General features: G+C 63.0%; 26 protein-coding genes. 7 read left to right on the plus strand and 19 right to left on the minus strand.

The window, feature by feature from the left end:
• Positions 1-37: 37 nt before the first annotated feature.
• From HJA_RS08700 to miaB, 12 genes are all read right to left on the minus strand, one after another.
• Entirely contained in the window at positions 38-715 is a 678-nt protein-coding gene (locus HJA_RS08700) for an RNA-binding protein (RefSeq protein ID WP_035581105.1), read from the minus strand.
• A complete protein-coding gene (nusA, locus tag HJA_RS08705; RefSeq protein WP_035581109.1) occupies positions 690-2,462 on the minus strand; it encodes a transcription termination factor NusA in 1,773 nt (590 codons plus the stop codon). Before nusA ends, HJA_RS08700 begins: the two co-directional genes overlap by 26 nt.
• Positions 2,459-3,121: a ribosome maturation factor RimP gene (rimP, locus tag HJA_RS08710; RefSeq protein WP_277813102.1), complete on the minus strand. Its 663-nt coding sequence runs from the start codon at positions 3,119-3,121 to the stop codon at positions 2,459-2,461. The genes nusA and rimP overlap by 4 nt, the downstream gene beginning before the upstream one ends.
• A 57-nt stretch (positions 3,122-3,178) precedes the next feature.
• A complete protein-coding gene (locus tag HJA_RS08715; RefSeq protein WP_035581115.1) occupies positions 3,179-4,306 on the minus strand; it encodes an energy transducer TonB in 1,128 nt (375 codons plus the stop codon).
• Positions 4,307-4,486: 180 nt separating this feature from the next.
• On the minus strand, positions 4,487-4,696 hold the full coding sequence (locus tag HJA_RS08720) for a cold-shock protein (RefSeq protein WP_035569491.1): 210 nt from the start codon (positions 4,694-4,696) through the stop codon (positions 4,487-4,489).
• Positions 4,697-4,880: 184 nt separating this feature from the next.
• Positions 4,881-5,594, minus strand: a complete 714-nt coding sequence (gene trmB / locus HJA_RS08725) for a tRNA (guanosine(46)-N7)-methyltransferase TrmB (protein ID WP_051597574.1) — start codon at positions 5,592-5,594, stop codon at positions 4,881-4,883.
• 32 nt (positions 5,595-5,626) lie between these two features.
• Complete coding sequence (locus tag HJA_RS08730) at positions 5,627-6,058, minus strand: helix-turn-helix domain-containing protein (RefSeq protein ID WP_035581118.1); 432 nt, start codon at positions 6,056-6,058, stop codon at positions 5,627-5,629.
• Between the two features lie 41 nt (positions 6,059-6,099).
• Positions 6,100-7,743, minus strand: coding sequence for an apolipoprotein N-acyltransferase (lnt, locus tag HJA_RS08735; protein WP_035581120.1), 1,644 nt, complete (start codon positions 7,741-7,743; stop codon positions 6,100-6,102).
• Between the two features lie 6 nt (positions 7,744-7,749).
• Positions 7,750-8,493, minus strand: a complete 744-nt coding sequence (locus HJA_RS08740; RefSeq protein ID WP_241764326.1) for a transporter associated domain-containing protein — start codon at positions 8,491-8,493, stop codon at positions 7,750-7,752.
• Positions 8,494-8,637: 144 nt separating this feature from the next.
• Positions 8,638-9,087, minus strand: coding sequence for an rRNA maturation RNase YbeY (gene ybeY, locus HJA_RS08745; protein WP_035581126.1), 450 nt, complete (start codon positions 9,085-9,087; stop codon positions 8,638-8,640).
• Between the two features lie 8 nt (positions 9,088-9,095).
• A complete protein-coding gene (locus tag HJA_RS08750; RefSeq protein ID WP_155839923.1) occupies positions 9,096-10,061 on the minus strand; it encodes a PhoH family protein in 966 nt (321 codons plus the stop codon).
• A gap of 20 nt (positions 10,062-10,081) precedes the next feature.
• Positions 10,082-11,479 carry a tRNA (N6-isopentenyl adenosine(37)-C2)-methylthiotransferase MiaB gene (gene miaB, locus HJA_RS08755; RefSeq protein ID WP_035581129.1) on the minus strand — a complete coding sequence of 466 codons (1,398 nt, stop codon included), beginning with the start codon at positions 11,477-11,479 and terminating at the stop codon, positions 10,082-10,084.
• A 146-nt stretch (positions 11,480-11,625) separates the two neighbouring features.
• Here miaB and HJA_RS08760 point away from each other — a divergent pair, with 146 nt between their 5' ends.
• Positions 11,626-13,104 (plus strand): alanine/glycine:cation symporter family protein, encoded by a 1,479-nt coding sequence (locus tag HJA_RS08760; protein ID WP_051597532.1) that lies wholly within the window; start codon positions 11,626-11,628, stop codon positions 13,102-13,104.
• Between the two features lie 157 nt (positions 13,105-13,261).
• On the opposite strand, the gene HJA_RS08765 is transcribed toward HJA_RS08760, so the two are convergent.
• The 3 genes from HJA_RS08765 to HJA_RS08775 are packed head-to-tail and all read right to left on the minus strand — an operon-like array spanning position 13,262 to position 15,110.
• The gene (locus tag HJA_RS08765) at positions 13,262-13,735 is read right to left on the minus strand and encodes a lactoylglutathione lyase (protein ID WP_035581133.1); all 474 of its coding nucleotides are present in this window, start codon (positions 13,733-13,735) and stop codon (positions 13,262-13,264) included.
• On the minus strand, positions 13,735-14,190 hold the full coding sequence (locus HJA_RS08770) for a hypothetical protein (RefSeq protein ID WP_035581136.1): 456 nt from the start codon (positions 14,188-14,190) through the stop codon (positions 13,735-13,737). The genes HJA_RS08765 and HJA_RS08770 overlap by 1 nt, the downstream gene beginning before the upstream one ends.
• A gap of 35 nt (positions 14,191-14,225) precedes the next feature.
• Positions 14,226-15,110, minus strand: coding sequence for a methylated-DNA--[protein]-cysteine S-methyltransferase (locus HJA_RS08775; protein WP_035581139.1), 885 nt, complete (start codon positions 15,108-15,110; stop codon positions 14,226-14,228).
• Positions 15,111-15,260: 150 nt separating this feature from the next.
• Here HJA_RS08775 and HJA_RS08780 point away from each other — a divergent pair, with 150 nt between their 5' ends.
• The 3 genes from HJA_RS08780 (at position 15,261) to HJA_RS08790 (ending at position 18,894) form a co-directional block, all read left to right on the plus strand.
• The gene (locus tag HJA_RS08780) at positions 15,261-16,208 is read left to right on the plus strand and encodes a glutathione S-transferase N-terminal domain-containing protein (protein WP_035581141.1); all 948 of its coding nucleotides are present in this window, start codon (positions 15,261-15,263) and stop codon (positions 16,206-16,208) included.
• 87 nt (positions 16,209-16,295) lie between these two features.
• Positions 16,296-17,105 (plus strand): SDR family NAD(P)-dependent oxidoreductase, encoded by an 810-nt coding sequence (locus tag HJA_RS08785; RefSeq protein WP_035581143.1) that lies wholly within the window; start codon positions 16,296-16,298, stop codon positions 17,103-17,105.
• An 88-nt stretch (positions 17,106-17,193) separates the two neighbouring features.
• Positions 17,194-18,894, plus strand: a complete 1,701-nt coding sequence (locus HJA_RS08790; RefSeq protein WP_035581145.1) for an acyl-CoA dehydrogenase family protein — start codon at positions 17,194-17,196, stop codon at positions 18,892-18,894.
• A 61-nt stretch (positions 18,895-18,955) separates the two neighbouring features.
• Here the strand turns inward: HJA_RS08790 and HJA_RS08795 are convergent, their stop codons facing one another.
• Genes HJA_RS08795 through hisI form a run of 3 tightly spaced genes read right to left on the minus strand, consistent with a single transcriptional unit; the run spans position 18,956 to position 21,146 of the window.
• On the minus strand, positions 18,956-19,795 hold the full coding sequence (locus HJA_RS08795) for a glycoside hydrolase family 16 protein (RefSeq protein WP_035581147.1): 840 nt from the start codon (positions 19,793-19,795) through the stop codon (positions 18,956-18,958).
• 6 nt (positions 19,796-19,801) lie between these two features.
• Positions 19,802-20,701 carry an N-acyl homoserine lactonase family protein gene (locus HJA_RS08800; RefSeq protein ID WP_035581148.1) on the minus strand — a complete coding sequence of 300 codons (900 nt, stop codon included), beginning with the start codon at positions 20,699-20,701 and terminating at the stop codon, positions 19,802-19,804.
• Between the two features lie 43 nt (positions 20,702-20,744).
• The gene (gene hisI, locus HJA_RS08805) at positions 20,745-21,146 is read right to left on the minus strand and encodes a phosphoribosyl-AMP cyclohydrolase (protein WP_035581150.1); all 402 of its coding nucleotides are present in this window, start codon (positions 21,144-21,146) and stop codon (positions 20,745-20,747) included.
• 98 nt (positions 21,147-21,244) lie between these two features.
• On the opposite strand from hisI, the gene HJA_RS08810 reads away from it, so the two are divergent.
• The 3 genes from HJA_RS08810 to HJA_RS08820 all read left to right on the plus strand — a co-directional run bounded on the left by HJA_RS08810 (position 21,245) and on the right by HJA_RS08820 (position 23,780).
• Positions 21,245-22,060: an enoyl-CoA hydratase gene (locus HJA_RS08810; RefSeq protein ID WP_035581151.1), complete on the plus strand. Its 816-nt coding sequence runs from the start codon at positions 21,245-21,247 to the stop codon at positions 22,058-22,060.
• 7 nt (positions 22,061-22,067) lie between these two features.
• Positions 22,068-22,982: a hydroxymethylglutaryl-CoA lyase gene (locus HJA_RS08815; RefSeq protein ID WP_035581153.1), complete on the plus strand. Its 915-nt coding sequence runs from the start codon at positions 22,068-22,070 to the stop codon at positions 22,980-22,982.
• A gap of 111 nt (positions 22,983-23,093) precedes the next feature.
• Complete coding sequence (locus HJA_RS08820) at positions 23,094-23,780, plus strand: hypothetical protein (RefSeq protein WP_035581155.1); 687 nt, start codon at positions 23,094-23,096, stop codon at positions 23,778-23,780.
• Positions 23,781-23,834: 54 nt separating this feature from the next.
• On the opposite strand, the gene cobT is transcribed toward HJA_RS08820, so the two are convergent.
• Positions 23,835-25,835 (minus strand): cobaltochelatase subunit CobT, encoded by a 2,001-nt coding sequence (gene cobT / locus HJA_RS08825; RefSeq protein ID WP_035581157.1) that lies wholly within the window; start codon positions 25,833-25,835, stop codon positions 23,835-23,837.
• Between the last annotated feature and the right edge of the window lie 16 nt (positions 25,836-25,851).

Below are 25,851 nucleotides of genomic sequence, written 5' to 3' on the forward strand. Positions count from 1 at the left end.
GCCAACGCACCCACATGGCGCGAAGGCGGTTTGTCCGCTACCGATCCTGATCCGTAAACCAGTCCAGCTCCGGCCTCTCCCGAAACCCGGCAAGGCGCGCATACGCGGCCTTCAGAGCTTTGGCGAAAGGCCCCTTGCGGACGAGACCGTGTATCACACGCTCACGTCCGAATGCCATGCCCAATTCAGCCGATGTCAGGGCACCCGCAACTTCCACCCCGCTATATAGGCCTTTCGCGAGGAAATACAGCTTCGAACGGCCATCTTCTGCACCGTCAGAGGCTTCCAGAAGCAGCCCGGGCGCCCGCTTCTGCAGGGCATCACGCACCTGATCGAAGCCGATCACGACGTCGCCGCCCTTCTTCGCCATGCCGATCAGGCCGATGAAACGCTGCACCAGCAGGCCTTCCACCGTATCCGGAAGGCCATCGGGAACCTGGACGGATGTCTTGAATGCGCGGGCAAACGCATTCTTCTTCACCGCTTCGGCCAGGACAGCGCGGTCTGCCTTGATCCAGACCCCGCGCCCGGGAAGCTTTTCCGCCACGTCCGGCGTGACAACGCCATCGGGCGAAAGTCCGAAGCGCACAAGCGCCTCCTTGCCGAGACGCTCCCGCGTCACAGCGCACTGACGGACGGAAGCATCGCCTCCGTCCGCAGTCTTTCCTTCAGTGCCGGCTACTGCGACATCACTCTTCGGGTGCGGCTTCGTCATCGCCGCCCTCCGCTGCTAGTGCGTCGAGATCGAGATCGCCAAGGTCACCGAGGTCACCCAGGTCGATTTCCTCTTCCGCGCCGCCGTCGAGCGTGTTGAGGGCGAGCAGTGCGCGCTCTTCCTCGGTCAGCTCCTGCGGGGCTTCGGCTTCTTTCTGCGCGGCAATCATCTGGTCGATGGCGTCGGCCTCAATCCAGCCAGCAGCAACGCGGGCCTTCATGATGAACATCTGGGCGTCATCCTTGCGCATTTCGCCCTTCTTCAGGATGCCCTCAACCCAGACCGGCTTGCCGTCCGGGCCCGGCTCGCGCCAGCCGGTGATGTCGTCCGGCACCAGGCCAGCCACATCGTCCAGCGTCTGCACGCCTTCCTCGCCGAGGCGAACCGCGAAGGACGGGTTCATGCCTTCCAATTCCATGACAGCATCCTCGACGCCCAGCTCCTTGCGCTTGGCATCGTTTTCAGCAGCGAGGCGCTCGAGGTATTCGCGGGCACGTTCCTGCAGCTCGGCCGCCACATCCTCGTCGAAGCCTTCGATCGAGATGAAGTCTTCCGGGGCGACATAGGCGATCTCTTCGACCGTCTCGAAGCCTTCCGAGGCCAGCAGCTGGGCCAGCGTCTCGTCGGCGTCGAGCGCCTTCATGAACAGTTCGGTCCGCTCCTGGAATTCGCGCTGGTAACGCTCGGAGTCGGCGGTTTCTGTGATCAGGTCGATCTGCCAGCCGCTCAGCTGCGAAGCGAGACGCACGTTCTGGCCGCGGCGGCCGATGGCCAGCGGGAACTGGTCGTCGGCGACGACGACTTCCACGCGGCGCTCTTCCTCGTCCAGCACCACTTTCGACACTTCGGCCGGCTGCAGCGCGTTCACGATGAAGGTCGCGTCGTCATAGCTCCACGGGATGATGTCGATCTTCTCGCCCGACAGTTCGCCCACAACCGCCTGCACGCGCGCACCGCGCATACCGACACAGGCGCCGACCGGATCGATCGAGCTGTCGTTGGAGATCACGCCGATCTTGGCGCGCGAGCCCGGATCGCGGGCACAGGCCTTGATCTCGATCACGCCCTCGTAAACTTCCGGCACTTCCTGGGCGAACAGCTTGACCATGAATTCCGGCGCAGCGCGCGACAGGAAGATCTGCGGGCCCTTGGTCTCGCGGGAAACCTTGTAAAGATAGGCGCGCACGCGGTCGTTCGGCTGGAAGTTCTCACGCGGGATACCATCATTGCGGCGGATGATGCCTTCGGCACGGCCGAGGTCGACGATCACATGGCCGTATTCGACGCGTTTGACGACGCCGGAAATGACTTCGCCGACGCGGTCCTTGTATTCATTGTACTGACGCTCACGCTCGGCATCGCGCACTTTCTGCATGATGACCTGCTTGGCGGTCTGGGCAGCGACGCGGCCGAAATCGAACGGCGGCAGCTCTTCGGTCAGCTCACTGCCGATCTCGAGCGACGCATCGATTTTCTTCGCTTCGGCGAGGCGCAGCTGCTTGGCTTCGTCCTCGAAGTCCTCGTCGGACACGACGGTCAGGACGCGCAGCAGGGTCTGCTCACCGGTCACCGGGTCGATGGTGGCGCGGATGTCATGCTCCTGGCCGTATTTCGCCTTGGCAGCCTTTTCGATCGCTTCCTGCATCGCCTCGATGACGATGTTCTGGTCGATCGACTTTTCCTCGGCCACGGCCTTGGCGATCTGCAGAATTTCGAGCCTGTTGGCTGAAACGCCGATAGCGCTCATGTGACGTCTCCCGTCTCTTCGTTGGAGTCTGTGTTGTCTTCTGTCTCGTCGATCTCAAGATCGCCGAGGTCGTCTTCATCCGGTTGCGGCGGCAGATTGCCGGACGCGCGGGCCGCTTCGATCAGCTCATCCGTCAGGACGAGGCTGGCCTTGCTCATCTCATGGACGTGCGCCACCAGCTCCACCTCATCGTCGAGCTCGATATGCGCGCCGTCCTCATCTTCCGCCGTGATCACGCCGGTAAAGCGGCGGCGGCCATCGATTGGACGGGCCAGTTCCACCTTGGCCAGATGGCCGATCCAGCGGCCAAAGTCCCCTTCCCGGGTCAGGGGCCGGTCGATGCCGGGGGTCGAAACCTCCAGCGTATAGGCTTCCTTGATCGGGTCTTCGGCTTCCATCACCGGACCAATGGCGCGCGACAGGCGGGCGCAATCCTCGACATCGGTCGGGGCGCCGCCTTCTTTCTCGGCCATGATCTGAAGGTGCGGCCGGCGCCCGCCCTGGATGCGCAGGCGCACGATCTCCATGCCCAGAGACTCGGCCACAGGCGTGACGAGGCTGAGAATGCGGCGTTCCTGTTCAGTCAGGGCGATCATGCGGGTCTTGTGGACCTTCCGGTAAAGAAAAGCGGCGGCCCCGTTTCCGGAACCGCCGCCGATATGTTTCGACTTGGTAGCTTATATAAGGCTGTAGGCGCCCGCTGTCGAGAGGGACGCTCAGCGCATGACATATTCGAAGGGATAGATCATGGCCGTCTTCTTCGTGCGCGTGCAGCCGGGCTCCTCCTGCACCTCATCAAATTTCCAGCGAAACGTCTTCATTCCCCTCACAGACGCACTGGCAAACGTATCATCCGGGATGGATGCGAGCACTTCGATATTGCTGATCTCACCGTCCTCAAAATCGACCCCGAGCACAACCGCGCCGACATACCCCCTGCGCGCAGCACTGGAAGGGTATGTGGGTCTTGGCGGCTTCACAACTTTACCGGAACAGAAAGGCGGCTCACTCGACATCGTCTTCGGAAATTCTGCCAGGATGGCCTCGGCTCTTTCCTCCGCCTGATCGAATTCATTCTCGTATTTGAACCGTCCATCCCTGCTGACATTGCTGAAACTGACATTTTCAAAAGAGCGGAAGTACGCGCCAAGTGCATATCTCCAGGCCATGGCCTGATAATCCAGCGACCGTAACGGCGCCTTCAGCGCCTCATCGCGGCGCTTGCCGCGCAGCCATGCCGCAAGATCGCTGATCTTGTCATAAGAGGCAAAATCCCGGTTCTCGTTGAAATCCGCGGTGGCGGAGAGGAGTTCGGCGATGGCCCAGCGGTCCGGCACGAGATCCCGGACCGGTTTCAGATGGGATGCCGCCATACCGGTCCGCGACGTGATCTCATCCCAGTCCGAGGTCTGCGTGGCCGGCACATAGAACGCCTCGAACGCAGACACGGTCAGCAGGCTGGGCTGGGCCGCCTCATTTGCGGCGAGCACGGCGCGGAACGCGTCGTCCGCAGCTGCATCCCCCTCGCTGGCCGACCAGATCGCGAAAGCCTTCAGCACATCGAACTCAGCCTGGCTCACCGGCGGGCTCTCTTCCCGCTGGCTGAGGAAGGTCACCATGGGCACCGCATCGGCACAGGCGCCGCGCAGGCAGAGCTGATTGGCCGCTTCGAAGGCGGCCGCAACCGCCTGAGGGTCTTCCGGATGCGCGATCGCCGTCGCACCCATCTCCCTCGCGGCCGCAACGATCACAACAGGGTCACCGGACTGAACCGCCTGATTGAAGCCGGAGACCGTTCCCGCCGGCATCTCGGCCCGGGCCGTCAGGGACAGTGACAAAACCATGCCCAGGACTGCCAGTCCGTATCCAAATAAATGTCTCATTCCGATTGCGCGCCCCGTCTCTTTAGGGGTGAACCTTTTCCGATCGTGAGACGGCGGTCAAGTGTAGCGGCCAGCTTTGCCGCAAACAAAAACGGCAGCTCCGGAGAGCTGCCGTTCGCATTCCTGAAAATCAGGAAACCCTTAGAGGATCTTCAGGTCCACCGCCGAGGTCTTGCCGCGGCGCTCGTCCTTGTAGAGCTCGTAGGAAACTGCCTGGTCTTCCGCCAGCGTGCGGAGGCCCGAGCGTTCAACTGCGGAGATGTGAACAAACACGTCCGTGCCGCCTTCATCAGGTTTGATGAAGCCAAAGCCCTTCTGGTCGTTGAACCATTTCACTTTGCCAGTTGCCATTACTTCTAGTCCTTTGTGTCAATTCAAGCAGCCGATCCCGGAATGGGAAGGTCTGCCTATCGAAACGGGTAGGAAGAAAGTCATGGCCGTCGGTCTGACGGGGTCTTGATATTTCAGACCGACCGAATTCGATGCGACATTTTGTACACGCCTTCGGGGTTTCCGTCAAGAAAATCCGCAGAGGTCAGACGATCTCGAAATCGTACCAGACCGGGGCACAATCGCCGAGCTGTTTTGTCTCATAACGGGTCGTTACATGATCGGCCGGCGGGCAGCGCCAGTCGTCGGCACGTTCTGCCAGCCAGCGGAAGCCGCCATGCTGCAAAAACCGCCACAGGGCTTCATCGGCATAGCTGGCGACATCTGTCGCAAAACGTAGGCGCGCGCCTGTCCGGCAGGCGCGATGCAGGCTGTCCAGGAAGTCCGGCTGGATCAGGCGGCGCTTCTGCTGGCGTTTCTTCGGCCAGGGGTCCGGGAACATGATGAAGACGCGGGACAGGCTGCCCGGCGCCAGGCCGTCAATCAGCGGGCGCGCATCATCCATCCGCAAACGGACATTGCCGAGCCCGTCAGCATCGACCTGGGTCAGCAGCTTGGCCATGCCTTCAATGAAGGGCTCGCAGCCGATCAGACCGGCCTCCGGGTGGCGCCGGGCCTGTTCGGCGAGATGTTCACCGCCGCCAAACCCGATCTCCAGCCAGATTTCCTTCCGTCCGGGGAACAGTTCCTGCGGATCGCTCAGCCCTTCCGGAACCTGCAGCTGCGGCAGCAGATCGTCGACCAGCGCCTGCTGGCGCGCCGAGAGGGCCCGCCCGCCAATGCGGCCGAAGGTCCGGATGGGGCGTGCGGTCTGGTCGGCGCCCTGATTATCGCCCTGATGCTCGGAAGTCTCGTTCATGTCGCGCCTGATGCCCGAGCAGGGCGGCGCAATCAATCCTCGTCCTGCTTCGACTCGAACGCCGAGGCTGCCGCCCGCACCGTATTGAGCAGCGACTTGCGCAGGGAATCGTCCTCGATCTTGCGGAAGGCGGCGATCAGGTCCAGCGTTTCGGCATCCAGCACCGGCGCAGCCGGACCGCCCGTGCCCGGCCCGTCTTCTGCCACCGTCAGACGGCCATCGTCCAGCATGTTCTCGGCGCCGTCATAGAAATAATTGACGTTCACGCCCATCACCGAAGCGATCTCGAACAGGCGCCCGGCCGAGACCCGGTTGACGCCCTTCTCGTACTTCTGGACCTGCTGGAAGGTCAGGTGCAGCAATTCGCCGAGTTGTTCCTGTGAGAGCTTCAGCTCCCGGCGGCGCCAGCGGATACGCTGACCGACCACGCGGTCTATTCCACTCGGAAGCTTGCTTTCAGACATAATCCCCTACCCACGGCACGTTACTGGTCCGGCGCGCACTCCTAACGGCGCCATGACGCAAATGCCAGACCCACAAAGGCCGCAAGTGTCAGCCAGAACAGCACAACCCCCGCCCGGCTCTGGAAAAGGGTCACTTCTGCAGGCGCCGGCAGCTTGCCGCGCCCGAAGGTCGTGTTCCAGCCTGACGGGGCGTCCTGCACCGGCGTGGCCCGCAACACTTCGCGGCCATAGCCGTCAATGATGGCCGAGGCTCCGCGGCTTGCGACCCGCACCATGGGCAGGCCGCTCTCGATGCTGCGATAGCGGTTCTGGGCATAATGCTGGGCCGGCCCCATACCGCCACCGAACCAGGCGTCGTTGGAGACCAGCACGATCCAGTCGGCCCGCGCCGCGAGGTTCGCAGCGCGCGTAATTTCCGGATAGAGGCCCTCATAACAGATGAGCGCCACGAAAGGCGGCACATTGTCGGCGAAGATCACAGCAGGGCCGGTCCCCGGGCGGAAACCGTTGCGCGCCAGCTGCTGCATTGCGCCCGGCAGGTAATCCGACAGCGCCTGGCCGAAGGGGACAATCTCTGCCGCCGCCAGCTCTCCGAACGGGACAAGGCGGAACTTGTCGTAAAGCGCCACCGCGCCGGACCGGCTGACATTCTCATCCAGCACGACGAGCGAGTTGAAATAGGCCCGCTCATTCTGCTCTTCCAGCTGGTAGCGCGTCGTCCCGGCAATCAGGGTTCGCGGCCCGAGATAGGCGCCGATGGCATCGAGGGCATTGATGTCGTTCAGCAGGCTGGTCGGCACGGCGCCTTCCGGCCACACGATGATGTCGCCCGGCTTGCTTTCGCCATTGGTCATCATGCGCAGATATTCGATCATTACCGGATCCGGGCCGACTTCCCATTTCTCGTCCTGCGGCACGCCGGAATCCATCAGGACCACGGATTGCTCGGTCAGCGGCGACGGCGCGGCGATGCGCTGCGCGCCCCAGGCCCAGCCGACTGCCAGCAGGATCACCGCCCCGAAGGACGGCGCGATCCGCAGGACAAGGCCGCGGGCATCACGGGTGTCGACCATGGCTGCCGGGGCCGCCATCACAAACACGGTCAGCAGGGTCAGCCAGTAGACGCCGCCCAGCGAGGCGGCCTGCGACAGCGCCCCACCCGGCACCCATGTCGTGCCCGGCAGGTTCCACGGAAAGCCACCGAATAAATGTCCACGTACGAATTCCGCCAGCGCGAAGAAGAAAGCAAACACAAAGACCCGCGACGGCGAAGCCGACCAGAAGGCTCCGGCCATGGCGCCGAAGAAGCCCCAGATCAGCGCCATGCCCGCCGGCAGCAGGATCAGCGGCATCCAGAGGAAAACAGCGAAGCGTTCCGGCTCAACCAGGAAAGGCTCTGCCGTCCAGTGCATGGAGATCAGCGTGAAGCCGACCCCGAAGGCCCAGGTGCGCATGAACACGGCCCGGCCCCAGCGGCGATGGCCGCGCGCGCCATCGATCATCCAGATCAGGCCCGTGAAGGACAGGGCCAGCACGGCACTGAAGTGAAACGGGGCAAAGGCGACGGCCGAAAACGCGCCCAGCAGGAGGGCGGCGCCAGCGGCGGCCCAGCCGGTCAGCCGGGCAAAAGCTTCGTGAAGGGGTCCAAGCGCAGTGAACCCGTGGCTGCGAACAGCAGTATTCATTTTGTCCTACTCCTGCGGCTTGGGCGCGGGCACAGGTTCTGGCGTCCTGAGACGTAAACGCCGGATGCGGCGGGCATCGGCATCGAGGATTTCGATCTCCACCCCGGACGGGTGGCGCAGGATTTCCCCGCGCACTGGCACACGGCCAGCGAGCGCATAGGCGATGCCGCCCAGCGTGTCGAATTCCGAATCCTCATCACTGAGTTCGAGGTCAATCCCCGTCTCCTCGGCGAAATCCTGTATTTCGGTGCGCGCATCCACTTCCCAGATCCGTGCGCTGCGCCGGACGAACATGGGCTCTTCATCGTCGTGTTCGTCTTCGATGTCACCGACGATTTCCTCAACCAGGTCTTCCAGACTCACCAGTCCGTCCGTTCCCCCATACTCATCCACAACCAACGCCAGATGAATGCGGGTCGACTGCATCTTCACCAGCAAATCGGACAGTTTCATGGAGGGCGGCACATAAAGGACTTCGCGGTGCAGCTGTTCCAGCGGCCGTTTGGCCGGTTCGCCGCCCTTGGCCAGTTCGCTGACAACGTCCTTGATGTGCACAAAGCCGATCGGATCATCCAGCGTTTCCCGGAAAACCGGCAGGCGCGAATGGGTGCAATCGGCAAAAATCTTCAGCAGTTCCGGGAATTCGGTGTTCACCTCGACGGCCTTCACCTCGGCCCGGGCGACCATCACATCCTCGACGCGCAGCTCCTCGAATTCCTGTATGCGCAGGCGCATGGCCTGCGGCGTCACGGGGGCGGATGCCTCCGGGTTTCCGTTGATTTCGGCCGTGGTTTCAGGCGCGGCACCCTGCCGGCGGCCTATTCCGAAAAAACTACGCCTGCGCCTCTGCGGCGCGGGTTCAGAAGGGTCTGGATCGCTCATCGTCTCTGTAATTCAATCCGTTCCATATGGGTTTGGAATGCCGAGTGATGCAAGCGCCTTTATTTCGAGGTCCTCCATGATCTCAGCCTCTGCCTCCACCTCATGGTCATGTCCCAGAAGATGCAGGTAGCCGTGCACCAGAAGATGCGTCAGATGATCGGCGAGGCTGATGCCCTGCGCGTCGGCGTCGCGCGCCGAAACGCCAAGCGCCACGGCAATGTCGCCCAGCTGCGGCCGGTCCATTTCATGGGCTGGGAAAGACAACACATCGGTCGGCTTGTCCTTGCCGCGGAAATCCCGGTTCAGCTGGTGCAGCGCCGCGTCATCGGCAAGCAGGAGAGACACCGTCCCTTCCGCAGGCTCCACTGCGGCGGCTGCCGCAAAGGCCCGGTCGCACAGGGCGGCAAGATCCGGCACGGCCTCCCAGCCGGTCTCTTCGACAATCAGGTCTGTTGTGATCATGGAGCCGCTCAATTGCCCTCGCCGGCAGCGGCATAGGCATCGATGATCCGGCTGACGAGGCCGTGGCGCACGACATCGGCAGCGGTCAGCGTGTGGACGCTGATCCCTTCGACATCCGACAGGATCTGCAGCGCATGGCGCAGGCCTGAGGTCTGAATGCCCGGCAGATCCACCTGCCCCGGATCGCCGGTAACGATCATGCGGCTGTCGCGGCCAAGCCGGGTCAGCACCATTTTCATCTGGGCGACGGTCGTGTTCTGCGCTTCGTCAACAATCACGAAGGCGTTCTTCAGCGTCCGCCCGCGCATGAAGGCGATGGGGGCGACCTCGATCTCGCCGCGTGCCATGCGGCGTTCCATCTGTTCCTGGCCCATCAGTTCACGCAAACTGTCCCAGATGGGCAGCATGTAGGGATCGACCTTCTCTTCCAGCGTGCCGGGCAGGAAGCCGAGCTTTTCCCCGGCTTCGACGGCCGGACGCGTCACGATCAGGCGCTGGCGCGCGCCGGACATCAGTTCCGCAACGCCGGCTGCCACAGCGAGGAAGGTCTTGCCGGTCCCGGCAGGGCCGATGCCGAAAACGAGGCCATTGTCCGGATTTGCCAGCAAATTGATGTAGCGCGCCTGACCCTTTGTCTGCGGCGTGATCGGCTTCTTCAACCCTTTGAGGCCTCCGCCAAAGCTCTGCGCCGGGGTGGACGCGGCCTCGATGGCGGCGTCGAGGTCCATGTCGGTAATCTCGGCGCCGGACCGCATGCGGCGCTCCAGCTCCGCAAGGGCGGCTTCCGCGATGGACACGCCCTCAGCGGTGCCTGCCAGCAGGATGCCTCCGCCCTGGCTTTCGGCGCGCAGGCCGTAATCCTTCAGCTTGTCTTCCAGCCGGTGAAGATACCGGTGGTGCGGTCCGCACAGGTCGCGCAGGCGCTCGGCATTGCTGACTTCGTAGAACCGGCTCACCGGCGCTTCCGGTGACATGTTCGGACGGCGCTTTCCGCTCACAGGGCGGCCTCGCGGACTTTGACCAACTCACCGGAGAGCGAGTTGAGGCTCGCATCGATCACGCGGACGTCCACAATGGTGCCGACAAGGTCCGCTATAGTCATGGCCTGGTCATGCGGTAGTTCGAAGTGAACCGCCTGAAGCCAGGGCGAGCGGCCATGCGCCTGTCCCGGATTGCGGCCCTTGCCGGTGATCAGGACCGGCACGGTCTGGCCAATCTTGGAATGGTTGAAGGCGGTCTGCTGCTCCCGCAGAAGCTGTTGCAGCTGCTGCAGGCGCGCGTCTTTCACCTCTTCCGGCACCTGGCCGAACATGTCGGCCGCCGGCGTGCCCGGACGCGCCGAATACTTGAAGGAATAGGCAATCGCATAGTCCACATCCCGGACCAGCTGCATCGTCGCCTCAAAATCGGCATCCGACTCGCCCGGAAAACCGACAATGAAATCAGAGGCAATCGCGATGTCCGGCCGGGCTTCGCGCACTTTGCGGATGATCTCGCGGTACTCATCCGCCGTGTGGCCGCGGTTCATGGCCTTCAGGATATTGTCCGAGCCCGACTGCACCGGCAGGTGCAGGAATGGCATCATTTCCGGCACCTCGCCATGCGCGGCAATGAGGTCATCATCCATGTCGCGCGGATGGCTGGTTGTGTAGCGAATCCGGTCGATCCCGCCAATCTTGGCGATATGGCGGACCAGCTGGCCAAGCGTCCAGTCAGGCGCGTTCGTCAGGGCCGGGGCCGCACCATGGAAGGCGTTCACATTCTGGCCAAGCAGCGTGATCTCGCGCACGCCCTGCGCCGCCAGGCTGCGCGCCTCCATCGTAATATCATCTACAGGACGCGAGAGTTCGGCGCCGCGCGTATAGGGTACGACACAGAAGGTGCAGAACTTGTCGCACCCCTCCTGCACCGACAGGAAGGCCGTCGGCCCGTCCGCTTCGCGCGCCTTCGGCAGCGCGTCGAATTTCTCCAGCGTCTCGAACTCGGTTTCGAGCCGGTCGCCCACAGCGCGGCTGGCCCGGGCGATCATTTCCGGCAGCTTGTGATAGGCCTGCGGGCCGAGTACGAGGTCCACAGCTGGCTGGCGGCGCATGATCTCGGCGCCTTCTGCCTGGGCCACACAGCCCGCCACGGCGATGGTGAGATTTCCACCACGTGCCTGTTTCGTCAGTTTCAGCTGGCCGAGCTCGGAATAGACCTTTTCCGTCGCCTTTTCGCGGATATGGCACGTGTTCAGCACGACCAGGTCGGCCTCGTCCGCACTCTCCACCGGCGCATAACCGAGCGGCCGCAGCACATCTCTCATGCGCTCGGAGTCGTATACGTTCATCTGGCAGCCATAGGTCTTGATGAAGACGCCCTTGGCTTGTTTGGGTTCGCGGGGGTCGGTCATTCGCGGGCTTATGCCTTAAAACAGGCCGGCCTTCCACAGCCGATTGCGGAGGCCTTGCAGCATGACATGCCTGCAATGCTCGCTTCACACAGTGGCAAACGGGGTTAGTGTCGGCCTCAAGCAGAGTAAAGGAGCCGGGGAGGCTTATGGAAAGTATTATTCGGACGCTAAACGATTTCGTGTGGGGGCCGCCAATGCTGGTGCTCCTGCTGGGAACGGGGCTCTATCTGACAATCGGCCTGCGGCTGTTGTCCGTCCTGAAAATCCCGTTCGCCTTCGGGCAGCTGTTCAAGAAACCGGACCAGAATGAAGAGGGTGACGTCACGCCATTCGCGGCCCTGATGACCGCCCTCTCGTCCACCATCGGAACCGGCAACATCGCTGGCGTTGCGGCCGCGATCGCCATTGGCGGGCCGGGCGCCGTATTCTGGATGTGGATCACAGCCATCGTCGGCACGGCAACCAAATATTCCGAAGGCGTACTGGCCGTCCGCTTCCGCGAGATCGACCATGACGGCCGCCATGTCGGCGGACCGATGTATTACATCAAGAACGGCATGGGCAAAAAATGGATCTGGCTGGGCGGCCTGTTTGCCACGCTGGGCATTCTGGCCAGCTGGGGCACCGGTGCATCGATCCAGTCCAATTCCATCGCGGATGCGCTGAATGCGACCTACAATGTGCCGCCGATTGTATCGGCTGTGGTTCTGTCGGCTGCAGCGGCAGCGGTTATTCTGGGCGGCATCAAGCGGATCGCGAGCGTCGCGAGCCGGCTGGTTCCGATCATGGCGATCTCCTATCTCGCTGGCGGCCTGCTGGTGATCTCGCTTCACCTCGACGCCGTTCCGGCGGCGTTCGGCATGATCTTCTCCGGCGCCTTCGGCTTCGACAGCGCAGGGACCGGTATCTCCATCGGCCTCTTGATGCTGGCGATGCAGAAAGGCGTCGCACGCGGCATCTTCTCGAATGAAGCCGGTCAGGGCTCCGCTCCGATCGCGCACGCCGCTGCCAAGATCCAGGACCCGGTCGACCAGGGTCTCGTCGCCATGCTGGGCACGATCATCGACACGCTGATCGTCTGCTCGATCACCGCGCTGGTGATCCTGACCTCCGGCGTGCTTGGCCAGGAATGCATTCCGACCGCTGCCAATGCGGCCGACATCCTGGCGAACGGCCAGCCGGCCGGCTGCGATACGGGGGCACCGCTGACGGTTGCGGCGTTTGACGCAGGCCTGACGGGTATCGGTGAGCACATCGTTGCCATCGGCCTGACCGTGTTCGGCTTCACCACCATTCTCGGCTGGAGCTATTATGGCGAGCGCTGTGCGGAGTACCTGTTCGGCGAGAAGTCCATCCTGCCGTTCCGCATCAGCTGGATCGTGGTCACCTTCTTCGGTGCCGCCGCGCTGATGCTCGAAGGCTCGGTCGCCAATATCGTGAACCTGTTCTGGCTCGTGGCTGACACGCTGACCGGCATGATGGCCGCGCCGAACCTTGTCGGCCTGGTCTTCCTCAGCCCGGTCGTGTTCGCGATGACCAAGGCGCATTTCGAAGCCGTCCGGAACGGCACGCCGAAACCGCGCTATCCGATCATCGACCAGCGCGAGCAGGCGCCGAAAAAGTAAGGCGCCCTTCACCCAAAACGAACGCCCCGCCCGGTTTCAGCCAGGCGGGGCGTTTTCATTTCCGGGGCCCCAAAAGACCATAAGAAACACCATGAAGAACACCGTGTATGGACCATATACAGACCATTTATACGGGGGTGCTTTCCGCGGGCGGGCGCTACCAGCTGCCGATATTCTCCGCGCTGGCCCAGGGCTCTTTCGGTTCGAGCGGCTTGCCCTGCTGGAGCAGCTCAACCGAGATCCCGTCCGGCGAGCGGATGAAGGCCATGCGGCCGTCGCGCGGCGGACGATTGATCGTCACGCCCATGCCCTGCAGCCTTTCGACAGCGGCGTAGATGTCTTCCACCGAATAGGCGAGATGGCCGAAATTGCGCCCGCCGCCATAGTCTTCCGGGTCCCAGTTATGGGTCAGCTCGATCATCGGGATCTGCATCTCGGTCGGGCTTTTGCCTTCCGGGATGCCGCCGCAGCGTTCGATGTCTGCCGGCGATGCCAGGAAGACCAGCGTGAAGCGCCCGGCCTCGCTGTCATAGCGGCCGACTTCGGTCAGGCCGAGGCCGTCGCAATAGAATTTGAGTGAGGCGTCAATGTCGGTGACACGCACCATTGTGTGCAGGAATTCGATGCTCATCAGGCACCTCCGTTCAGATCGCGAATAACTTGTTTCAGATTGGGCGGCATCAGCGCGTAATAGCGGCGCATGGCAATCGCCAGCAGGCCGATCGTGGCGAACATGAATGTCAGAAACACCATGAATGTGTGGATCAGCGTGCCCGTCTCGAACACCGGCGACTTGCCGCTCATCAGCCAGAACATGTTCCACACGGCATTGAAGCCTGCCACGAACGGGCCGAGCAGCAGGAACAGGATCGCCGCGCAAGCGAAGAAATAGGTCTCCCCCCGCGGGCCTTCACTGCGCAGGTAGAGATCGGTGAATTCGACATCGGTGACGTCTTCAGGGATTTCCTTGTCACGCTTCTTCGCAGCGAGGACGTCGGGCGCGAAGGCTCTGGTCTCTTTCCAGCGCCAGCCAAGGCTGATGCCCCAGGCCAGCAATCCGGCAATGGCGAAATAATAGATCAGCATGAGCAGGCCGTCCGGGCTTACGCCCCGGCCCGCTTTCAGGCGGCGTGGGCGCGTTCATAGGTGAGCATGGCGCGTTTGCGGGCCACACCCCAATGATAATTATGAAGACGCCCATCCGCCGCAAGGGCGCGATGACAGGGAATGAACCAGCTGACGGGGTTTGCCCCGACCGCTGCCCCGACGGCCCGCGCTGCTTTCGGATGCCCGCTCGCCCGGGCGAGTTCGCCATATGTGCAGGTCTCCCCGGCCGGAATTTCCAGGAGAGCGCGCCAGACCTGGCGCCGGAAAGGCGTGCCGTAGAGCGCGACAGGCAGCGGCTCGCCCTTTTCGAAGACCTGCGCCGCCATCCTGCGGGCGGCGGCATCGTCGCGCCGGATGTCGGCATCCGGATACCGCCCGGCGAGATCGGCAAAGGCCGCATCCTCGCCATAGCCCGGATGGATGAAGCCGGCCTTCTCCGGCGCCCCGTCATCGATAAAGCCCAGCGCGACGAGGCCGCGTGGCGAGATCAGCCAGGCCCCTTCCCCGAACGGGGTCGGCGCCCGGCCGAGCACAAGGTCTGCCCCGCGCCCGCCGGCCTTGGCTTCACCGGGGGTGAGGCCCTCATGTGCGATGAAGAGGTCATGCAGGCGGCCCGGCCCGGAGAGGCCCGTCTCGAACGTCGCGTCCAGCACGCTTGCGCCCTGACGCAGCAGTTCTCCCGCCTCGGCATGGGCGATGGCCGACTGGAACTGGCGCGGGGAGATTCCGGCCCAGCGGGTAAACTCCCGCTGGAAATGGCTGGGGCTGAGGCCCATGGCCCCGGACACGGACGCAAGGTCCGGCCAGTCGCGCCAGGTGTCGCCCAGATAGGACAAGGCCTCGGCCATCCGGTTATAGGCCGCGGCGCGTTCATCGAGAGGGAGCATCCGGTCTGTCATGCGCCGCAATCTGCCTGAGCCCTCAGGCCACGGCCACCCGATTCTTGCGCCCGGGCGCAAAGCCGCCAGGTCAGAATTGGCCTCTTCCCTGCCTGCGAAAAGCCCGGCATGACTACAGGATCGAAAACAAGAGACCGGAGTGAAACGGCCATGGCGGATGCACGCAGCATTATTCTGCACGAATACCCAACTTCGCCATATGCCGAGAAAATCCGCCTGGCGCTGCGCCTGAAGAACCTCGCCTGGTCGCGCGTTGAAATCCCCGTCATCATGCCCCGGCCGGACCTGATGCCGCTGACCGGCGGCTATCGCCGTACGCCGGTGATGCAGATCGGCGCCGACATTTACTGCGACACGGCGATCATCCTGCGCGAGCTGGAAGCGCGCTATCCGATGCCGGCGCTGAAACTGCCGGGCCATGAAGGCCTCGCCCAGATGGTGGCCGGCTGGACGGACGGACGCTGGTTCCAGTCTTCCGTCGCCGTCATCTTCGGCGAGATGGGTGACAAGGTCGGCGAGGATTTCAGAAAGGACCGGGAAAAACTCTCGGGCCGCCCCTTCGATGTCGACGCGATGAAAGCCGTCGCGCCAATGATGCGCGACCAGTGGCGCGCGCGGCTGATGCTGCTGGAAGAACGCCTTCAGGGCGGCAAGGGCGCAGGCTCGGGCAACTATCTGGTCGGCATGAAGCCCGGCCTTGTGGATGTGCATGCCTACATGAATGTCTGGTTCATGCACCAGAACGTGCCGGACTTCCTGGAGAAGTGTTTCGAGACGGCAGACCTGACCAAGGCCTGGTTCGAGCGCTTGCGGGAATTTGAAGGCCAGGAGCCGGAAACCATCTCGTCCAAAGAAGCGCTGGAAATCGGCAAACATGCCGCGCCGCGGCTTGTCATGGCGACGACGAAATACGAACCGCAGGACATCGTTCCCGGAGACATGGTGGCCGTGGCCCCGGACGATTACGGGCAGGTCTGGGTCGAAGGCGAGATCGTGCACGCAGACTCCCAGCGCGTGATCCTTCAGCGGATGTCGGAAGAAGCCGAGACCGTGCACATTCATTTCCCGCGCGCGGGCTTCCTCGTCCGCCGCATCTGACAAGGCGTTCCTGACCGGTCTTAACCGACTGGCCCTGTTCCCGGCGGCACAATGCGCTACATTTACAGGTAAAGGAGGGCCACCAGCATGGATCGACGCCTTTGCCTGATCACAGGGGCTTCCGCCGGGATCGGCGCGGAATTTGCCCGCCAGTATGCCGCGCTCGGCTGGGATGTGGCGCTAACCGCCCGCCGGGCTGACCGGCTGGACGCACTCGCGGCTGAGCTACAGGAAAAATACAAGATCACCGCGATCGTCATCGCTGAAGATCTCGCCAAGAAGTCTGCGCCGGCGAAGATCCTCGCGGCACTGGAAGAGCAGGGCCGCCATGTCGATGCGCTGGTGAACAATGCCGGGTACGGCCTGCCGGGCACCTTCTTTTCCACCAGCTGGAAGGAGCAGGGCGATTTCATCCAGGTGCTCTACACCGCGCCGCTGGAACTGGCGCACCGCGTACTGCCGGGCATGGCCGAGCGCGGCTATGGCCGCATCATCAATGTCGCCTCCCTCGCCGGCTATGCCGCCGGAAGCGCCGGGCACACGCTTTACGCCAGTGTGAAGGCGGGGATGATCAAATTCTCCGAAAGCCTGAACGCCGAATGCGAGGCACTCGGCCACGAGGACATCCACTGCACCGCGCTCTGCCCCGGCTTCACCTGGAGCGAGTTCCATGACGCCAATGGCACGCGCGAACAGACGAACAAGATGCCCAAATGGATGTGGATGGATGCAGAACCGGTCGTCCGGCAGGGCATCGAGGCCGTAAACAGGGGACAGCCGGTGATTGTGCCGGGCCTGGTCAACAAGGGGATGGCGACATTGTCCCGGATCCTGCCCGAACCGCTCGGCCGGGCCATGGTGCGGTCGCAGGGCAAGCGATTCCGCAAGATCGACTGAGGCCCTGCGTTGTTGCACCGCACAATTATGGACTGACAGAGCCAGAAGAGGCCCCTATAAGGGCAAAAAACTGAAAAGGGGCAAGGATATGAGCACCGGCGAAATGGTTCAGGAAAAGCAATCTGCGGTCATGGATGGCCTGACAGGCACGATGCGCGACGCCCTCGGCGCGCTCGACACCTATGCCGCCGCCGCAACGTCCGGCGCACGCGGCCAGCTCGCCGGCGAAGACGGCCGCCCGGACCGCAAGGCGTTCGAACGCCACCAGCATCTCGCCCACGGCCTGTCCTGGCTCGTCACCTATGTCGAGACGCTGCGCCAGGTGTCCGAATGGGCCTCCCGCCTCGAAGCGGAAGGCCGCTTTGGCCAGGTCGAGGCCCTGCTCTCCCAGATCCTGTTCAGCGAATATTGCGCCCAGATCGTCGGCGGCATTCCGATGAACCAGGGCGAGACCATCCGCCCGCACGAACTTGGCAGCCTGGAAGCATCCGAAACGCTGTTCTCAGATCCAGCGGTCAAGAAGCTGATCACCGAGGGCAAGACGCCAGCCTCCATGGCCGAAGCCGCTGCCCTGCTGCCGGACGCCCTGACACGCAACACGGTCGAAGAGACCGGTCTCGACGAAACCATGAGCATGGTGCGCGAACAGTTTGCGAAATACGCCGCCGAGCGTATCAAGCCGCACGCCCATGGCTGGCACCTGCGCAACGACTATATCCCGATGGACGTCGTCAACGAGATGGCAGAGCTCGGCGTGTTCGGCCTGACCATCCCGGAAGACTTCGGCGGCCTCGGCATGGGCAAGACGGCGATGTGCGTCGTCTCCGAAGAACTTTCCCGCGGCTATATCGGCACCGGCTCGCTCGGCACGCGGTCTGAAATCGCCGCCGAACTGATCCTGATCGGCGGCACGCCGGAGCAGAAGGAAAAATGGCTGCCGATGATCGCCAGCGGCGAGATCCTGCCGACGGCCGTCTTCACCGAACCGAACACCGGCTCGGACCTCGGCTCCCTGCGCACCCGCGCGGTGAAGGATGCCGACGGCGAGACCTACTCGATCACGGGCAACAAGACCTGGATCACCCACCCTGTGCGCGCAGACGTGATGACGCTGCTCGCCCGGACCGATCCGGCGACGAACAATTTCTCCGGCCTCTCCATGTTCCTGGCCGAGAAGCCGCGCGGCGACGATGCCACCCCCTTCCCGGCTGACGGCATGACCGGCGGCGAGATCGAAGTGCTCGGCTATCGCGGCATGAAGGAATACGAAATCGGCTTCGACGACTTCAAGGTGAAGTCCGAGAACCTGCTCGGCGGTGTCGAAGGCCAGGGCTTCAAGCATCTGATGGCAACCTTCGAAAGCGCCCGGATCCAGACCGCTGCCCGCGCCATCGGCGTGGCGCAGAACGCCTTCGAAACCGGCCTGCAATACGCCCTCGACCGCAACCAGTTCGGCAAGCCGATCTTCGAGTTCCCGCGCGTTGCCAACAAGCTGGTGATGATGGCGGCCGAACTCGTCGGCGTGCGCCAGCTGACCTATTACTCCGCCCGCAAGAAGGACGAAGGCAAGCGCTGCGACCTGGAAGCCGGCATGGCCAAACTGCTCGGCGCGCGCGTCGCGTGGGCGGCAGCCGACAATGCCGTGCAGATCCATGGCGGTAACGGCTTTGCCCTCGAATACACGATCAGCCGCATCCTGCAGGATGCCCGTATCCTCAACATCTTCGAGGGTGCCGGCGAAGTGCAGGCCATGGTCATCGCCCGCCGTCTGGTCGAAGGCGGCAACTAGGCCCGACTGAATTGCCGCGGGCAGGCAGATCCATCTGCCTGCGGTCTATTCCCCAAATGGCCTATTCTTCTGGGGGAACGTGTTCGTAGACACGGACCCAGTCGACAATGAATTTGTCCGGGAAGGTCGCTGGATCGGGCACATTTGCCCACCATTTGTTCGCCGCGCCATCAGTCGTATCGACTTCGCCGGACAGCTTCACCCAGAGCGGCACCTGGGAAACCCCGCCGGCAGAGGTGCGCCAGGTTTCGTCGCCATCAACATAGAAGATGTATTTGTCCGGGAACCATTCCAGCGTGAATGTGTGCCAGCCCTGCCGGATGCCCGGCCGCATGGAGGCGAAGACGCTCCACTGATGGTCTTCCTCATAACTGTCCCAGTGCAGGGCGTGGTTCACCTTGTCGGTCCAGCCGAAGGTTTCCATGATGTCGACTTCCGTCCCGTCCCGGCCGGACCCATCGACATTGTGCACCGAGCGGGAGAACAGCCAGAAGGCTGACCACCACCCTGCCGACCGGGGCAGTTTCGCGCGCACTTCGAACCGGCCGAACGCCTGCTCGAACTTGCCTTCGGTCGAGACCATCGCGCTGGCATAATCATAGGGGTCGGAATCCTCATCCGGATTCCGGTTGTCGATCACGCTGGTGCGGATAACCAGCTGTCCGAGGCCATTGAGGTAGACATTGTCTGCGTCCCACCAGCCGTCCGGCCCGTTCCTGTTGGGCCGGCGGTTGTATTCCTTGGAAATCCATTTGTCCGGGTCCGGACGGCCGCGCCCACTGAACTCGTCCTGGAACACAAGCCGCCATTCCGGCGACTGTTCGTCCAGCGCCGAAAAAGTCGGGGTTTCGCAGGCCGTGACGAACAGGGCCAGGAACAGGGACGCAAAGAGGCGTTTCATGCCTCCCTACCGGATCACGCCGCCGAGCGGCTCAACATCATCCGGTTCGTGTTGCAGGATCACCTTGGCGCCGAGCTCTTCGGCCAGCGTCTCGAACTTGTCCATCGAGGCCAGCGTTTCCGGCTCGCTCCAGTTAAAGCGCGGGACACGGCGAAGCTCCCGGCTTTCCTTGCGGTGCCAGAGATCGCCCGCCAGCAGGACGGGACCGCTTTCCGGCATGTCGAGCAGCAGGACGGAGTGGCCCGGCGTATGGCCCGGCATCTCGAGAATTTTTACACGGCCATCGCCGAAGACGTCATAGTCACCGGAGATGGTCTTCACCTCCAGAGGACGGAACGCGGCCCACATGGCGGCGAGCTGCGGGTCGACCTCGCGCTCGGTGCCTTCCGGCGGGAACATGTCATTGTACTCGTCCTCCTGCACGATCCAGGTTGCGCCCTGAACCTGATCGACCTGGCCGATATGGTCGAAATGGTCGTGCGAGAGAGAGACATAGTCGATGTCGTCCGGCGTGAGGCCGAGATCGGCCAGCTGCTCGGTGATCGTCTTGTCGAGCGAGACATTGAAGATGCCGCCGACATTCTGTTCCCCGGCCCCGGCGAGCATGCCCGGCAGGCCAAGATCCCACAGCAGGCGGCCTGCCGGATGATTGATGACATAGCAGGTGTCGGTGAATGTGTCGGTCTGGCCGGCATAGTCACCGGCGCTGGAGAAGGCATCCAGATCGAGCACATTGATCGTGCCGCAATCCAGCACGTTCACGGTCAGCGGCGCCGGCGCTTCGGCCTCGGTCACCTCTTCGGCGGCGGGCGTGTCTGCCGGCGTATCAGCCGGAGCTGCCTTCGGCGCACAGGCCGGTGCAAGCAGGAACGCAGTTGTGGCGAGCAGCGCATGGAACAGGCGCATCGGAACCCCCTTCAGTTCTCTGAAAAACCCTATGAAGGCGAACCTAACCCATGTCCGGATCGCGGGAAAGCGCAGTCCCGTCAAAGGGGACAATCCGGTAGAAACAACTCGCGCGGCCGGTGTGACAGGCCCCGCCGGTCTGCTTTACCTTCAACAGGACCGCGTCCTGGTCGCAGTCGATCCGCACCTCAACGACCTCCTGCGTGTGGCCGGAGGTTTCGCCCTTCACCCACAATTCGCCGCGCGAACGGGACCAGTAGGTTGCCCGGCGCGTCTCCAGCGTGGCGGCCAGCGCCTCGGCGTTCATCCAGGCCAGCATCAGCACATCGCCGGTCGCGACGTCCTGCGTGATCGCGGCGATCAGGCCGTCGGCATTGAATTTCGGGCGCAATTCGGGCGTCTCGTCCTGCGCACTGCCGGAAAGGGGGGGCGGAAAATCACTCATGCCCGCTCCATACGTCACCCCTCCCCTTCACGCCAGTCACAGTCTAGGCTGTGCTCATAAGAGTCCAAACCGGACCAACCCATGACGGAGGCATGACTATGGCGGACTATGAGCAGATCCTGAGCGACACAAAAGACGGCGTCCTGACGCTGACCCTCAACCGGCCCGACCGGCTGAACGCGTGGACCGATGTCATGCACAATGAGCTGAAACACGCCATCGTCACCGCCGGCAGCGACGAGGCCGTCCGCGTCATCGTGGTGACAGGCGCGGGACGCGGCTTCTGTGCCGGGGCGGACATGGACGTGCTGCAGGGCATTCAGGGCGGCGCGCGCGACCGGTTGGCGGAAATTGAGGAGACGCCGTCGGACCTGCGCGATCTCTATCCGGGCCGGTTCGGCTACATGTATGCCTGCCCGAAGCCGATCATTGCCGCGATCAATGGCGCCTGCGCCGGGATCGGCCTGATCTTCGCCCTGTTCGCGGATTTGCGCTACGCCGCCGCCGAGGCGAAATTCACGACCGCCTTTGCCCAGCGCGGCCTGATTGCCGAGCATGGCATCGCCTGGCTGCTGCCGCGCCTGATCGGCGAGGCAAAGGCGCTGGACCTTCTCTTCACCGCCCGCAAGTTTACCGGGGCCGAAGCGGCCGAGCTGGGCCTCGTCAATGCGGCCCTGCCGACCGGCGAACTGATGGGCAATGTGCAGCACACCGCCCACCATCTCGCCAATATGGTCTCGCCGCGCTCGGTGGCGGTGATGAAACAGCAGGTGCGCAAGACCTATTTCCAGAGTTTCGGCGACTCTCTTGCAGAAGCAGATGCTGCAATGGAGGAAAGCTTCACCACATTCGACTTCAAGGAAGGCGTGGCGAGCTTTGTGGAGCGCCGCGCCGCTCAGTTCAAAGGACGATAGGAGACCCATGACCCGCCGCATCGACATTGTGGAAGTCGGCCCGCGCGACGGGTTGCAGAACGATCCTGCGAACCTGACGGTCGAGCAGAAGCTGGAATTCATTGCCCGCCTCGAAGAGGCCGGGGTGAAGCGGATGGAATCCGGCAGCTTCGTCAGCCCGAAGGCCGTGCCGAAAATGGCGGACAGCCCGGCCGTGTTCGCCGGGCTCGACCGGTCGAAACCGACGCGGCACATCGCGCTCGCCCTCAATGAGAAAGGCGTGCGCCGCGCCATCGATGCGAAAGCCGACGAGATCAATTTCGTCCTCGTTGCCAGCGAAACCTTCGGCCGGAAGAATCAGGGCATGAGCCCACAGGAGAGCGCCGACATGCTGGCCCGGTGCGCGCCGCTGGTCCATGAGGCGGGCATCCCCCTCTCCGCCACGATCTCGGTTGCCTTCGGGGACCCGTATGATGGCGAGGTCGACCTCGGCGTGGTCGGCAATCTCGCGGCCCAGTCACAGCGCGCGGGCGTGGCGGAGCTGGCGCTCGGCGACACGATCGGCGTTGCGGACCCGTGGGCCGTGCGCCGCGCCATAGACCGGGTACGGATCGAGGCCCCGGACGTTTACCTGCGCATGCACTTCCACGACACGCGCGGACAGGCGCTGGCGAATGTTGCCGCGGCGGTGGATGCGGGCGTCGACGTGATCGATGCGAGCTGTGGCGGCATCGGCGGCTGTCCGTTTGCGCCGGCAGCGACGGGCAATGTGGCAACCGAAGACGTCGTTTACATGCTGGAACGCGGCGGCTTCGAAACCGGGCTGGATTTGTCCAAGCTGATCAACACGGCAAAGTGGCTGGAAACGGTGCTGAAGCACCCTGTCAGCTCAGCGCTGAGCAAGGCGGGTGGGTTTCCGGTGAAAGAAAGATTGATCACCTGAAGTCGCTGTTGCGAAAAGGCCACAACTTTCATGTTTTGTTTCCGTCTGGATTGTCGATAGGCAGCCTATGCTTATGTCACTCTATGGCGGGGGCCCGTGGGAGGTGCCGAGATGGCAAATTCGATTCAGGGTTTCGTACATATTGTTGAATCCCCGTCAGCATACGACATGCTGGATGGGCGCACAGAAGGTCGGTCTCTCTCTGAATTTTTGGAGCTCGCTCAGATCGATAGCAGCTATTCGCTAGCAACGACGCGAGAGACATTTGAGACAGCACTTAGTGAACGCCTAAGCGCTGCTGTGCAGCGATTTGATCCTAAACTGCCCATCATTCATCTAAGCATGCATGGCAACCAGCAGGGTATCGGCCTGACCGATGGACATTTTCTGTCGTGGGACGATCTGCGTACTGTACTTCTTCCGATCCAAAACGCTCTTCAGGGGCAGCTGCTAATATGCATTTCGTCCTGTTCGGGATACTATGGATGCCAGATGGCTATGTATGAGGACAACGAACAACCATTTTGGTCTCTTGTCGCAAACTCCGAAGAGGCAACTTGGCACGACTCTGCCGTCGCCTTTGTTACATTTTACCATCAGTTTTTCAAAACCGGGAACATCTACTCATCGGTTGAAGCGATGAAAGTAGCGTCCGGCGACCATAACTTTTTCGTTCAAAACGGCCATCATACAAAATCTGAGTGGCTTAAGAATATGACCGCCCTTCGAGAAGGTCAGCCACGACCGCCTCAAAATTTTGCAAATGCGCTGGCTCAGTTCGGTACGATAGGAAATTAGGCTGCTCATCTTGAGCTGGCAGGTGATCAGAACGCAATGCCATGAAAGCAAGGGCTATTTCTTAGCGCCCTTCACTTCCTGCAGGCTGGTGGTCTTCACGGCGCGGCCGATGTCGACCTTTTTCTTGCCTTTGCCATAGGAGGGCGCGCCGGCGGAGGCGCCGGAGACGGCGCCGCGGACGGTACGGTCCGTCAGCGGAGGGATGGTCATGGCCTTCGGGTTCGGCTGGTTCTCGTCGAAGAGGCTGGCCAGCTGGTCCGTCATCGCGCCGCCGAGCTGTTCGGCGTCCACGATTGTGACGGCGCGCTTGTAGTAGCGCGTCACGTCATGGCCGATGCCGATGGCGATCAGCTCGACAGGGCTGCGCGTTTCGATCTCTTCGATCACCTGGCGGAGGTGGCGCTCAAGATAATTGCCGACATTGACGTTCAGCGTGGAATCGTCGACCGGCGCACCGTCCGAGATCACCATCAGGATCTTGCGCTGTTCCGGCCGGGCGAGCAGCCGGTCATGCGCCCAGAGCAGCGCCTCGCCGTCGATATTCTCTTTCAAGAGGCCTTCGCGCATCATCAGGCCGAGGTTCCGGCGCGCGCGGCGCCACGGGGCATCGGCCTGCTTGTAGACGATGTGGCGCACATCGTTGAGGCGGCCGGGAGACGCCGGCTTGCCCGCCTTCACCCAGTCTTCGCGGGAGAGCCCGCCCTTCCACGCTTTCGTGGTGAAGCCAAGCACTTCGGTCTTCACATTGCAGCGCTCCAGCGTGCGGGCCAGAATGTCCGCACACAGCGCTGCGACCATGATCGGGCGCCCGCGCATGGAGCCGGAATTGTCCAGCAGCAGCGTCACGATCGTGTCGCGGAATTCCGAATCGTCTTCCTGCTTGAAGGAAAGCGGCGCGGTCGGATCGGTGATGACGCGTGTGAGGCGCGCGGTGTCCAGCACGCCCTCTTCCAGATCGAAGCTCCACGAGCGGTTTTGCTGCGCCATCAACAGGCGCTGCAGTTTGTTCGCCAGTTTCGAGACGGCGCCCTGCAGGCCCTGCAGCTGGTGGTCGAGATAGGCGCGCAGGCGCGTCAGTTCTTCGGCGTCGCACAGGTCGGGTGCCTGGGCCACTTCGTCGTGTTCGCGCGTGAAGACCGAATAGGTGAACCGGTCCTTATCGTCGCCATCGCGGAAATTGGGGCGCAGCGGCTGGGTGCCGTCTTCCTCGTCATCCGGCGTGTCGTCGGATTCCATGTCCATGTCCTGATCGACCGAGACATTGGATTCCTCGCCTTCCATTTCCTCCGTGTCGCCGGCTTCCATCTGCTCGGCGGAGGCGCCCATCGGCTCCTCGGATTCCATTTCCTGCTCGCCCTGGTCCGGCTGCTCCTCGGACTCCATCTCGCTGTCCTGCTGATCCTCGCTGGTCTCAGCATCTTCGCTGGGCACATCGGTGGCCGTCAGGTCACGGATCATGTCGCGGACAGTGCGGGCAAATTCCGGCTGGTCGTGCAGCTGGGAGATCAGCTTGTCGAGCGCATCGCCGGTCTTGTCGGCGACCTGCTGGCGCCAGACATCGGCCACGCGGGCCGCCGCTTCCGGCAAGGGGCGACCGGTCAGGCGCTCGCGCAGCAGGAATTCGATCGCCGGGGCCAGCACGGCTTCCGGTTCTTCGGCGCCCATGGCGAACTCGCCGGACTCGCAGCGATGGGTCAGCACCGCGTCCAGATTGTTGGCCGTGCCGCGCATCGCATTGGCGCCGAGGCTTTCGATCCGCGCGGTTTCGGCCGCATCATAGACCCGCCGGGGCAACTCCCCCTGCGGACGATGCTTCATATGCGCGCTCGTGTCATGATGCGCCTTGCGCAGCGCCACAGCATCGGCCTCGCCGCGGATCCGCGCCGCGACTTCCGCCGGCAGCGTGACCGGCGGCGGGCGCAGCACGATGCGCTCGGCATCGGCGCCTGCGTCATTGCCAAAGCCGACTTCCACGTCCCGGTCGGCGCTCATCGCCTTGGTCGTCACGGCGAGCGCTTGCTTGAAGAGTTCCTGGGGGGTGGTGTCCTTGGCCATATAAGTCTTGTCTTGT

This window comes from Hyphomonas jannaschiana VP2 (assembly GCF_000685215.1).
Classification (GTDB): Bacteria; Pseudomonadota; Alphaproteobacteria; order Caulobacterales; family Hyphomonadaceae; genus Hyphomonas; species Hyphomonas jannaschiana.